This is a genomic window from Nostocoides japonicum T1-X7, assembly GCF_001046855.1.
Classification (GTDB): domain Bacteria; phylum Actinomycetota; class Actinomycetes; order Actinomycetales; family Dermatophilaceae; genus Nostocoides; species Nostocoides japonicum.
The window spans coordinates 3,043,082-3,054,469 of record NZ_HF570958.1 but is presented as its reverse complement, the minus strand read 5'-3'; the positions used below and the strand labels follow the sequence as shown (position 1 = coordinate 3,054,469).

General features: G+C 73.9%; 8 protein-coding genes. 2 read left to right on the top strand and 6 right to left on the bottom strand.

Translation table 11 applies throughout. The annotated features are described in order from the left end of the window. Nucleotides 1–49: 49 nt before the first annotated feature. From BN12_RS13725 to BN12_RS13715, 3 genes are all read right to left on the bottom strand, one after another. Nucleotides 50–3,151 (bottom strand): FAD-binding and (Fe-S)-binding domain-containing protein, encoded by a 3,102-nt coding sequence (locus BN12_RS13725; RefSeq protein WP_053080037.1) that lies wholly within the window; start codon nucleotides 3,149–3,151, stop codon nucleotides 50–52. Nucleotides 3,152–3,200: 49 nt separating this feature from the next. Continuing rightward, nucleotides 3,201–3,848, bottom strand: coding sequence for a dihydrofolate reductase family protein (locus tag BN12_RS13720; protein ID WP_048553276.1), 648 nt, complete (start codon nucleotides 3,846–3,848; stop codon nucleotides 3,201–3,203). Nucleotides 3,849–4,168: 320 nt separating this feature from the next. Next, complete coding sequence (locus tag BN12_RS13715) at nucleotides 4,169–5,950, bottom strand: DEAD/DEAH box helicase (RefSeq protein WP_048553274.1); 1,782 nt, start codon at nucleotides 5,948–5,950, stop codon at nucleotides 4,169–4,171. 107 nt (nucleotides 5,951–6,057) lie between these two features. Between BN12_RS13715 and BN12_RS13710 the strand changes: the two genes are divergently transcribed. Further along, nucleotides 6,058–6,435, top strand: coding sequence for a hypothetical protein (locus BN12_RS13710; protein ID WP_048553272.1), 378 nt, complete (start codon nucleotides 6,058–6,060; stop codon nucleotides 6,433–6,435). Between the two features lie 58 nt (nucleotides 6,436–6,493). On the opposite strand, the gene BN12_RS13705 is transcribed toward BN12_RS13710, so the two are convergent. Beyond that, on the bottom strand, nucleotides 6,494–6,808 hold the full coding sequence (locus BN12_RS13705) for a DUF3039 domain-containing protein (RefSeq protein WP_048553270.1): 315 nt from the start codon (nucleotides 6,806–6,808) through the stop codon (nucleotides 6,494–6,496). 111 nt (nucleotides 6,809–6,919) lie between these two features. Then, nucleotides 6,920–7,495 carry a YqgE/AlgH family protein gene (locus BN12_RS13700; RefSeq protein WP_048553267.1) on the bottom strand — a complete coding sequence of 192 codons (576 nt, stop codon included), beginning with the start codon at nucleotides 7,493–7,495 and terminating at the stop codon, nucleotides 6,920–6,922. A 45-nt stretch (nucleotides 7,496–7,540) separates the two neighbouring features. Between BN12_RS13700 and BN12_RS13695 the strand changes: the two genes are divergently transcribed. Continuing rightward, the gene (locus BN12_RS13695; protein ID WP_048553265.1) at nucleotides 7,541–8,362 is read left to right on the top strand and encodes a spermidine synthase; all 822 of its coding nucleotides are present in this window, start codon (nucleotides 7,541–7,543) and stop codon (nucleotides 8,360–8,362) included. Here the strand turns inward: BN12_RS13695 and BN12_RS13690 are convergent. Continuing rightward, complete coding sequence (locus tag BN12_RS13690) at nucleotides 8,277–9,998, bottom strand: DEAD/DEAH box helicase (protein ID WP_327152656.1); 1,722 nt, start codon at nucleotides 9,996–9,998, stop codon at nucleotides 8,277–8,279. The genes BN12_RS13695 and BN12_RS13690 overlap by 86 nt on opposite strands. Nucleotides 9,999–11,388 lie beyond the last annotated feature (1,390 nt).

Here is an 11,388-nt window from a genome sequence, read left to right as displayed (position 1 = left end):
GCCGCCGGCGCCGGCATCTGCCCGGCCGGCGGGCGTGGGCCATGCGGCCTCACGAGAGATCGAGGCCCGAGGCGAGAACCTCGGCGAGATGCATCGCGCGCCGCGGCGTGCCCTGGGCGATCTGGGTCCGGCAGCTGAACCCGTCGGCGACGACCCGCGTCGTCGCGTCGGCCGCGCGCACGGCCGGGAGGATGACGCGCTCGCCGACAGCCCGGGAGAGCTCGGCGTGGCCGTCCTCGAACCCGAAGTTGCCGGCGAGACCGCAGCATCCGGAGTCGGGCACCGTCGCCGACACCCCGGCCGCGGCGAGGAGTGCGCGGTCGGGGTCGAAGCCCATGACGGCGCTCTGGTGGCAGTGCACCTGGACGAGCGCCTCCCCGCCCACCCGGGGCGGAGTCCAGTCGGGCGCCCGCTCGGCGAGGACCTCGGCGAGAGTGCGGACGCCGCCCGCCGCGAGCCGACCGAGGTCGGCATCCACACCGTCGCCGCCGGCGAGGAGGTCGGGCGCGTCGTGGCGCAGCATGGCCGTGCAGCTCGGCTCGAGTCCGACGACGGGTATGCCGTCGCGCAGCGCGCCCTCGATGGTGCGCAGCGAGTGCCCCAGGACACGGCGCGCGACGCCGAGCTGGCCGGTCGACACCCACGTGAGCCCGCAGCACACCGGACCGTCGGGCAGGGCCACCTCGAACCCCGCGTCCTCGAGGACGGCGACGGCGGCCTGCCCGACGTGAGGCGTGAGCCGGTTGGTGAAGGTGTCGGGCCAGAGCACGACGCGCCCGCGGGCGGGTTCCGGGCCGGCACCGGGTCCCGCTCCGGCACCGGAGGGCATAGCGGCCGTCGGTGGACCTGGGGCACGGGTTCGGGAGGTCGAGCCGCGGGCGCCCATCCAGGAGGTCAGCGTCTGGCGGGCGAACACGGGCAGGTCCCGGTCCGGCGCGATGCCGCCCGCCTTCTTCAGGACCGGCGCCAGACGCGAGCCGAGGACCCGGTTGGCGAGGCGCGGCATACGAGAGGCCAGGGCCGCCGACACGGGGAGCCAGCCCATCGACCAGTGCGAGCGAGGACGCGCCCAGGGCCGTCCTTTGAAGTGCTGGTGGGTGAACTCGGCCTTGTAGGTCGCGATGTCGACGTCGACGGGGCAGTCCCCGAGACACCCCTTGCACGAGAGGCACAGGTCGAGGACGTCGAGGACCTCCGTGGACCGCCACCCGCCCGTGACGAGGGTGCCCTCGACCATCTCCCACAGCAGGTGCGCCCGGCCCCGCGTCGAGTGCCGCTCCTCGCGGGTGACCTGGTAGCTCGGGCACATGACGCCGCCGCCGGACTGGCGGCACTTGCCGACGCCCACGCACCGCCGCTGAGCCTGGGCGAAGGACCCGCCGTCGGAGGCGTACGCGAACTGGGTCGGCAGGACACGCAGGTGGGCCGGTCCGTGGTGGCGCAGGTTCGCGTCGAGCGGCTCGGGGTCGACGACGATGTGCGGGTTGAGGGCGCCCTCGGGATCCCACGCGCGCTTCACCTCGGCGAAGACGGCCATCGCCTCCGCGCCGTACATCCGCGCGACGAGCTCACCCCGGGCGCGGCCGTCGCCGTGCTCCCCCGACACCGAGCCCCCGAGGGAGACGACGAGGTCGGTCGCGTCCTCGACGAAGGATCGGTAGCGCGCGATGCCGGGGTCGGTCATGAGGTCGAAGTCGAACCGCATGTGCATGCAGCCCTCTCCGAAGTGACCGTATGCCGCCGTCGAGACTCCGTGGCGCGCCATGAGCTCCTCGAGGCGGCGCAGGTACTCGCCGAGCCGTGGGACCGGCACCGCGGCGTCCTCCCAGCCGCCCCAGGCCTCCGACCCATCCGGACGCCGGGTCGCGAGGCCCGTCCCGTCCCGGCGGCAGGCCCACAGGACCCCCTGGGCGCCCCGGTCGGTCACGACGCTCGTCGTCGCCGACGGGCACGCATCGCGGGCCGCCTCCGCGAGGGTCCGGGCCGCCCCCTCCGCCTCGGCAGGTGTGTCACCACCCACCTCGCAGAGCAGCCAGATCTCTCCAGGAGGCAACCCGGCGGCGACGGCCCCGGCCCGGACGTCCGCCCGGAGCCGGTGGAGGAGGGGCGCGCTGATCGACTCGACGGTGAGCGGCCCGTGCGGGAGGAGGGCGGGCACGATGTCCGCGGCGGCCGTCGTGTCCGCGAACCCGAGGACGGCGAGCGCGAGGTATGCCGGCGCCTGGGTCAGCGCGAGCGTCGCCCGGAGCGTCGTCGCGAGCGTCCCCTCCGACCCGCAGAGGAGCTTCGGCAGGTCGAGACGCCCGGGGGCGAGGTGCTGGAGCGCATACCCGGAGATCTGCCGGCTGAACGTCCCGAACCGCCGCTCGACGAGGAGGGCATTGCGCTCGCCGATCGCCGCCAGCCGGGCCTCGAGGTCGCCGATGTCCCCTGGGACGGTCCCCTCGGAATACCTCGATCCCGAGAGGACAGGCCCCGGTCGGCGTCCGTCGTCGGCCCGGTCCGGTGTCGTGAAGCGGCCGTCGGGTCCGCTACGCCGGTCCAGCGGCGTGGTGCCTCCGACGGGTCCGTTGCCTCCGGTCGGCCCGGGGAAGCCCGGCGACCGCAGGTCGAGACGCCGCCCGTCGCCGGTGACGACCTCGAGCGCGCGGACGCTGTCGGCCGTCGTGCCCCAGGCGACCGAGTGGGTGCCGCACGCGTTGTTGGCGATCATCCCCCCGAGGGTGGCCCGGCTGCCCGACGACGGGTCGGCGCCGAAGGCGAGACCGAGCGGACGAGCGGCGGCCAGCAGGTCGGTGAGCACGACCCCCGGCTCGACGACGGCGGTCCGTGTCGAGGGGTCGATGTCGAGGATCCGGTTCACGTGGCGGGAGACGTCGACGACGACGCCGCCGAGCCCGTTGCCCGCCATCGAGGTCCCACCACCCCGCATGACGACGGGCGCTCCCGCCTCCCTGGCGCACATGAGGGTGTCGACGACCGCCTCGACGTCGCGCGGCACGACGACGAGGTCCGGCACGACCCGGAAGCTCGACGCGTCCGTCGCATACAGGGCACGGTCGCCCGGGCTGTCGAGGACGTCGGCCCGCACCTCCCGCCGCAGGCGCCCGGCCAGTCGGGGGTGGACCGGGCGGAGGGCGGGCGGCGGCATACCGCAAGTCTCTCCCAGCGTCCGCGTGAGCCGCGGCGGGGATCCGGTGTCAGCGGCGGCGGTCGAACGTCACGTGCGTCACGCCGCTCGGCGAGGAGACCGCCTCGACCTCGAAGCGCTCCTCCATGCCCTCCAGCCCGTCCCAGAGCCGGACGCCACGGCCGAGCACGATCGGCACCACGGCGACATGGAGGTGGTCGACGAGGTCGGCGGCGAGGAAGTCGCGCACGACCGTCGGGCCGCCGCCGACCCGGACGTCGAGGTCTCCGGCCGCCTCCCGGGCCATGTCCAGCGCCTCCTGGGGCGACGCGTCGACGAAGTGGAAGACGGTCCCGCCCTCCATCTCCAGCGACGGCCTCGGGTGGTGGGTGAGGACGAAGACCGGTGTGTGGAACGGTGGTTCGTCGCCCCACCAGCCCCGCCACTCCTCGTCCGGCCACGCTCCGCGGAGCGGGGTGAACTTGTTGCGCCCCATGATCTCGGCACCGACGCCGGCGAAGTACCGGGCGGCGTAGGCGTTGTCGACCCCGTCGGTGCCCTCGGCGAGCCCGTGCATCGCGCTGAAGCTCTTCGTCGCGATCATCCAGTCGAGCAGCCTGCTGCCGGCGTGCCCGAAGGGCGCCTCGAGGGTCTGGCCCTCCCCGGTCGCGAACCCGTCGATCGACACGCCGAGGTTGTGCACCCGCACGAGCGACATGGTGGGTCTCCTTACGCAGCGGGGGTGGGAGCCTTCAGTATGCCGATGTCGGCCGGCCCCACCGACAGGCACATCGGGCGAGCTGCCACGCGGGACTCCACACGACGAGCACGATCGGGCTGCCGGTCGGCGGCCCGGGCACCGATGTTCCTGTCCATGGGGCCGCCTCGCCTCCGGCGAGCTTTATCGGGTCACCCCAGAAGACGTAGCTTCACCCGACTTGCCTTGCCGGGTGAAGCCACGTCTTGTCGGGTCACCCGATAAAGCTGCGAGGGGTGACGGGGTGGCGGGGCGCGGTGGCCCGGATGGGATGCCGGCGGTCAGCGGCGGCCGACGAACCAGCGGCGGATCCGCTCGATCCGCGCGGTGACCTCCTCGGAGGTCGCGGTGGCCAGCTCGGGGCCGCCGCAGGCCCGGCGCAGGTCGACGTGGATCGACGCGTGCGAGGAGCCGGTCTTGCGGGCATAGGCGGCGACGAGGCTGTTCAGCTCCTTGCGCTGTGCGGCGAGGGCGCGGTGCTGGGAGACCGGTTGCGGCGCAGAGCGTTTCGGCTGGGACGCGAGGTGCCGCGCCTGCCGCTCGCGGAGCAGGTGGGTCACCTGGTCCGGCTCGAGGAGTCCCGGCAGCCCGAGGTACTCCTCCTCCTCGGCGGAGCCGGTGGCCGCGGTGAGCCCGAACTGCTGCGCGTCGAAGAGGACGTGGTCGAACTCGGCCTGCGAGTCGAGCGCCTCGAAACCGCCCTCGGAGTCCATGGCGGCCTCGGCCCGGTTGGCCGCCGCGACGAGCCGGTCCTCCTCCGCCCACAACGCGGCGACGTCCTCGGCCTCCGTCGTCGTCGGCCGGTCGAGGGCGTGGTCGCGCTCCTCCTCGAGCCGAGCGGCGTGCTCGAGGACGACCGGGACGGACGGGAGGAAGACCGACGCGGTCTCGCCGCGCCGCCGGGCCCGGACGAACCGGCCGACCGCCTGGGCGAAGAAGAGCGGGGTCGCCGTCGACGTCGCATACACCCCGACGCAGAGCCGGGGGACGTCGACGCCCTCGGACACCATGCGGACGGCGACGAGCCAGCGGGAGGTGCTCGTCGCATACCCCTCGATCCGGCTCGAGGCACCGGAGTCGTCGGAGAGGACGACGGTCGGCTTCTCGCCGGTGAGCCGCTCGAGGATGCGGGCGTAGGCGCGGGCGGCGGTCTGGTTCGACGCGATGACCATGGCGCCGGCGTCGGGCACGTGCCGTCGGACCTCGGTGAGCCGCTTGTCGGCGGCGGCGAGCACCGCGGGGATCCACTCCCCCTTCGGGTCGAGCGCGGTACGCCAGGCCTGGGCCGTGAGGTCCTTGGTCAGCGGCTCGCCGAGCCGGGCGGCGACCTCGTCCCCCGCCTTCGTGCGCCACCGCATGTCGCCGCCGTAGGCGAGGAAGAGGACCGGCCGGACGACGCCGTCGCGCAGCGCCTCGGCATACCCGTAGATGTGGTCCGAGGCGGAGCGCAGGATCCCCTCGTCGTCCGGCTCGTAGCGGACGAACGGGATGGGGTTGGTGTCGGACCGGAACGGCGTGCCGGTCAGGGCGAGGCGGCGGGCGGCCGGCTCGAACGCCACCCGGATGGCGTCACCCCACGACTTCGCGTCGCCGCCGTGGTGGATCTCGTCGATGATGACGAGGGTGGGCACCCGCTCGGTCCGCCGGCGGTGCAGGTCGGGCCTCGTCGCGACCTGCGCGTACGTCACGGCGACTCCGTCAAAGTCCCGGGAGCTCTCGCCGACCGCGTTGGAGAACCGCGGGTCGAGGTGGATCCCGACCCGCGCGGCGGCGTCGGCCCACTGGGTCTTCAGGTGCTCGGTCGGCGCGACGACGGTGACCGCCCGGACGACGCCCCGCTGGATGAGCTCGACGGCGACCCGCAGGGCGAACGTCGTCTTGCCCGCCCCGGGTGTCGCGACGGCGAGGAAGTCGCGCTCGCCGGACGAGAGGTATGCCGTGAGCGCCGCCTGCTGCCACGCCCTCAGCTTGTCCGCGGTCCCCCACGCGGCCCGCTCGGGGAAGGCCGGGGAGATGTGCGAGAGCCCCCGCGGTGACGGAGATGCGGACGAGGGCTCGGACATGACCGGCCCACCCTAACCATCCGGAACGGCTGGGGCGGACAGCGACCGGGCCGTGTCGCCCAACCACGAGAGCCGCGCCTGACGTGCGTGCCTGACATGATCGCCCCGTGCGGATCCTCGTCGTCGACGGCGCGAACGTCGTGGGCTGCGTCCCCGACGGCTGGTGGCGCGACCGGCCCGGCGCCGCCGCGCGACTGCACGAGGGGCTGACGCGCACACCGCTGCCCTACGACGCCGTCGTGCTCGTCCTCGAGGGGCAGGCTCGGCGTGGCGTCCCGGCGGGTCCGGACGAGGGCGTCACGACCGTCCACGCCACCGGCTCGGGGGACGACGAGATCGTCGACCGGTGCCGCGACCTGGCGGCCGACGGCTCGGACGTGACGGTTGCGTCAGCCGACCTCGGCCTGCTCGCCCGGCTGGAGCCGTTCGCCGTGACGGCCCTCGGACCCCGGGCCCTGCGCGACCGGCTCGTCACCGAGCCCTGACCTCAGGGGCCGACCTCGCGGGCCCCGTCCCCAACGAGCCCCGACGCGACCGGATCGCTCAGGACTCGCCGTCCTCCGGGGGGAAGAACTCGTCGAGGATCTCCTTGCAGGTCGGGCACACGGGGAACCTCTGGGGGTCGCGGTTCGGCACCCACACCTTGCCGCAGAGCGCGACGACAGGCTCGCCGGTCAGGGCGGACTCCATGATCTTGTTCTTGTCGGCGTAGTGGGCGAACCGCTCGTGGTCCCCGGGCTCCTGGACCTGCGGGAGCGGCGCCGTCTCGGTGCGTTCGAGGATCGCCGTCTGCGTCGCCGGCCCGCCGGGCTCGCCCGGGGCGGCGGGTTCGTCGAGGGATGCGTTCGGCTGGGTCATCACCCCATCGTATGCGGGTGGGTTCCGCGAGGGCACGACCGGCGGCAGGGGCGCGATCGGGTGCGGGCGGTCCCGTACGGACATCACGGGTGCGCGCCGACGTCGCGGCGCTCAGTTGAGGTCGGGGTCGGGCGGATACGTCGACATCCACGCGAGCTCGCCCGGCTGTCGGCGCAGGACCCTGACCCACAGGTGCTCGGGGTCGTCGCTGAAGGCGTCCGCGCTCTCGGCCGGGACGACGTACCAGCTGCCCGTCGCGATCTCGCTCTCCAGCTGGCCGCCGGTCCACCCGGCATACCCGGCGAAGACCCGCATACCGGCAAGGCCCGTCGCGACGAGCTGGGGCGGGGTGTCGAGATCGATGACGCAGACGGTGCCGAAGAGCCGCTTGACCCCGAGCGGGGGTGTCTCGGGGCCGGGGACCGTGACGAGCCCGATGGCCGAGTCGAGCTGGACGGGGCCGCCCTGGAAGAGGTTCCCCGGCGCGGTGAGCAGGTCCTGCCACCCCGGGAGGACCGCGTCGACGGGCGCGTCGAGGGGCCGGTTGAGGACGACGCCCTGGGCACCGGTCTCGTCGTGGTGGAGCACGAGGATGACGCTGCGGTGGAAGATGCCGCCGGAGATCTCGGGCGTCGCGAGGAGGAGTTGGCCCGCCAGGGCGGACCCGTCCCACCGGCCGTCTGCCATTCGTCCATTCTGCACGCCGAGAGCCCGCGTCCGTACTCTTGGCCGGTGCCTGACGCGACGGAGCCGCGACCCCGCTTCGAGGTGGTCCGCGATCCGCGTGGCGGGGCGACGGTCGTCCTCGACGGGCGGCCGCAGTCCTATGTCGCGCCGGACGACCCGCTACTGCTGGCCTTCGAGTACGTCCAGCAGCTCGCGCTCGTCCTCGACGCCCTGCCCGAGGGCCGACTCGCCGTGACGCACGTCGGTGGTGCCGGGCTCACCCTGCCCCGGTGGGTCGAGGCGACACGTCCCGGCTCACCGCAGATCGTCCTCGAGCCGGACGCGGAGCTCACCGCGGCGGTGCGCAGAGCGCTGCCGCTGCCGCGCGGGCACCGGATCCGGGTCCGCGCCGTCGACGGGCGCACGGGCCTGACGGACCTCGCCGACGCGAGCGCCGACGCGATCGTCGTCGACGCGTTCGCCGACGGCCGGGTGCCGGCCGAGCTCACGACGCTCGAGGCGGTCACGGCATACGCCCGGGTCCTGCGCCCCGGTGGGGTGCTCCTGCTCAATGTCACCGACGAGCCCGACCGGCGCTACCTCGCCAGGGTCCTCGCGACGGTATGCCACGTGCTGCCGCATCTCGTCGCCCTCACGACGGGAGACGTCGCGAAGGGCAGACGGTTCGGCAACTGGGTCGTCGCCGCGTCGGCGGCCTCGCTGCCGGTGGACGGTCTCCGTCGAGCCGTCGCCTCCGCACCGCTGCCGACGACGCTCCTCGACGACGCGGCGCTGCGCGGGGTCAGCCGCTCCGGCCGGTCGCTGACCGATGCGGACGGCGCCCGCTCCCCCGCGCCACCCGTCCCCGGCCGCTGGCGGGTCCGCTGAGATCGGACTGCCCCTGCGGGCGAGCACCGCCCTGACGTCCTCCTCGGCCGCGCCGCGGGGAACGATGGGGGGCGACGACCGCCTGGAGTTCCGCGTCGGAGATCGGTTCGCCCGAGGGTTCCCGGCCGCCGGCCGCGGCAACGGCGTCGTCGCCCGGAGCCGTCTTCAGCCCCTTCGTCTCGACGCCCGCCTCGGCGAGCAGCCGCTCCATGGTGCGGCGCTGGTGCGGCAGGGCGAGGGTGACGACGGCCCCCTCCTCGCCCGCGCGGGCCGTGCGCCCGGAGCGGTGGAGATAGTCCTTGTGATCCGCGGGCGGATCGGCCTGGAGCACGAGCGCGACGTCGTCGACGTGGATGCCGCGGGCGGCGACGTCGGTCGCGACGAGCACGGGCAGGGTCCCCTCGCGGAACGCCCCGAGGACGCGATTGCGCTGGGCCTGGGTGAGTCCGCCGTGGATCGCCGCCGCCATGACCCCCGCCTCGCGCAGCTGGAGCGCGACCCGGTCGGCTCCGAGCTTGGTCCGCACGAAGACGACGGTGCGTCCGGGACGCGCAGCGAGCCAGGCCGTGACGACCTTCTTGTGCTGCGGCTCGACGAGGAAAAGGTGGTGCTCCATCGTCTCGACCGATGCCGTCGCGTCGTCCGTCGAGTGGACGACCGGGTCGGTGAGATAGCGCTCGACGAGACCGTCGACGCCCCGATCGAGGGTGGCGGAGAAGAGCAGGCGCTGACCGCCTGCAGGCATCCGGTCGAGGATCGCCGTCACCTCGGGGAGGAAGCCCATGTCGGCCATGTGGTCGGCCTCGTCGAGGATCGCGACCTCGACGCCGTCGAGCTCCACCGCGCCCCGCTCGAGGAGGTCGCCCAGCCGACCCGGCGTCGCAACGAGGAGGTCGACCCCGCGCGCGAGCGCACTGATCTGCGGCTCGTAGGAGAGGCCTCCGGCGACGAGCTTGTGGCGCAGCCCGAGGACGTGGACGAGCGGCTCGAGCGCGTCGGCCACCTGCATCGCGAGCTCGCGCGTCGGCACGAGGACGACCGAGCGCGGCTGCTTCGGCCGGCTCCGGCCGCCGGCGAGCCGGGCCAGCGTCGGGAGCCCGAAGGCGAGGGTCTTGCCCGACCCGGTCTGCCCCCGGCCGAGGACGTCGCGCCCGGCGAGGGCGTCCGGGATCGTCGCGGCCTGGATGGGGAAGGGTTCGGTGATGCCGTCCCTCGCCAGCCGTTCGACGAGCCGCTCCGGCAGTCCCAGCGCGGCGAAGCCGTTGTCCTCGGTCACCTCTGCGGCAACGGCGGCCTTGGGCCGGTATGCCGTCCAGACGTCCGCCTCGACCCGCTCGGCCTCCGCCCGGGCGTGCCGCTCCTCGCGCTCGCGCCACGGGTCGTTCCCCGCGATGTGGCGAGGTCCGGTGTGGCGAGCGGGTCGGTCCTGCTCACGAGACCGACCGTCGCGATGCGGGCGGCTCTCCCGACGGGGGCGCTCCGCGAACCCGCGGCGGTCCTCGTGCCCGGTCCGCTCGTCCCGGTGAGTCCACTCTTCTCGGCGCGGCCGGTCCTCCCGGCTCGTCCGGTCCTCTCGACGGGACCACTCGTCGCGACGAGGCCGGTCGTCCCGGCGGGACCACTCGTCGCGCCGCATACCGTCGTCCCTTCGCGTCCCGTCCTCTCGACGCGGCCGGTCCTCTCGACGGGACCACTCGTCTCGGCGCGGCCGGTCGTCCCGGCGGGACCACTCGTCGCGCCGCGTACCGTCGTCCCTGCGCGTCCGGTCCTCCCGGCTCGTCCGATCCGTCGATCGGACCGCCTCCCCGTACCGAGGTCCGGCGGCGGCGCCCCGCCTCTCCTCGCGTGAACGCTCATCGCGGATGCGGTCCCGTGCCCCTTGGTCGTCGCCGGGGCGGAACCGGTCGTCCCGGCGCGGACGGTCGGCGGGGTGGCCCGTCTCCGCCTGACGCGGCGTCTCCTGGTACCGGGGCCTGTCGTCGCGGCGAGGACGGTCATTGTTGGGGACGTCGTGGCGAGAGCGATCGGCGTGCGAGCGATCGTCGCGGCGGGGCCGGGACGAGGCGTCGGAGCGTCCGTCCGACCACCGCTCGTCCGCGCTCCGGGACGGACGGGGCGGCTGGCCGCGGTGGTGCGCCTTCTTCGGTGGCTTCCCGGCGGCCTGTTGGCGTTTGGCGGTCTTCCGAGCGGCCTTCTCGGCCGCGGTCCACCGGGCCTTCTTGGGCGCTCCGGACGTCTTCTTGGGCATGGGGGGTCGTCGTTCCTCGTCTCGCGGTCTCATACGGGCGTAGGCACGTCCGGAGCCAGTGGCGAGATGACCGAGCAGACGAACCTCAGACGCCTCGGCGTCCGGTGGGCCGGCGGACGTGTCGCCTCGGACGCGAGGTCTGAGGGCGGGTCGGCCGGCGGTCGGTGTGGGGTGGGGTTCGTGCAGCACTCTCGGATGAGGTGCGCGGTGGGCGCAGCCATGCGCCGTCGCACCGACCGAAGAAGTCTACCAGTGCGCGGGACCGTATCCGACGACCTCCCAGCGGCCTGATGGTGTCGCTAAACCTCGACCATGACAGCCCTCGCTCGGTCGAGGTATCCAGCGACGCTCCCCCGGTCACCCCATACCTCGACCGGCGCACCAACCCGAGAGTCGAGGTATCCAGCGACGCTCCCCCGGTCACCCCATACCTCGACCGGCGCACCAACCCGGGAGTCGAGGTATCCAGCGACTCCCCGGCAGCCTGATGGTGTCGCCTTACCTCAACTCCGGGGGTGCCCCGCGGGTCGAGGTATCCGATGACCTCCCGGCGGTGTTCCTATACTTCCACTCCGACGGCCTCGCCGGGGTAGAGGTACTCCGCAACCTTCTTACCCTGTCCCGATTCGGAACATGGCCGGCCCTCCACCTCGACGGGAACAGGTGGTGCACAGACCCCGATCGGGTGCCAGATCACCAGGCGACAGCGAGTCGACAGCCAGTCCTGTGGTTCACAGACCCCGATCGGGTGCCAGACCGCCACATCCACCCGACCCTC

What these genes read in the sequence shown, in the direction of transcription:
- BN12_RS13725 (WP_053080037.1), bottom strand. Translation starts at nt 3,151, where the DNA reads ATGCCGCCGCCCGCCCTCCGCCCGGTCCACCCCCGACTGGCCGGGCGC.
- BN12_RS13720 (WP_048553276.1), bottom strand. Translation starts at nt 3,848, where the DNA reads ATGTCGCTCGTGCGGGTGCACAACCTCGGCGTGTCGATCGACGGGTTC.
- BN12_RS13715 (WP_048553274.1), bottom strand. Translation starts at nt 5,950, where the DNA reads ATGTCCGAGCCCTCGTCCGCATCTCCGTCACCGCGGGGGCTCTCGCAC.
- BN12_RS13705 (WP_048553270.1), bottom strand. Translation starts at nt 6,808, where the DNA reads ATGACCCAGCCGAACGCATCCCTCGACGAACCCGCCGCCCCGGGCGAG.
- BN12_RS13700 (WP_048553267.1), bottom strand. Translation starts at nt 7,495, where the DNA reads ATGGCAGACGGCCGGTGGGACGGGTCCGCCCTGGCGGGCCAACTCCTC.
- BN12_RS13690 (WP_327152656.1), bottom strand. Translation starts at nt 9,998, where the DNA reads ATGCGGCGCGACGAGTGGTCCCGCCGGGACGACCGGCCTCGTCGCGAC.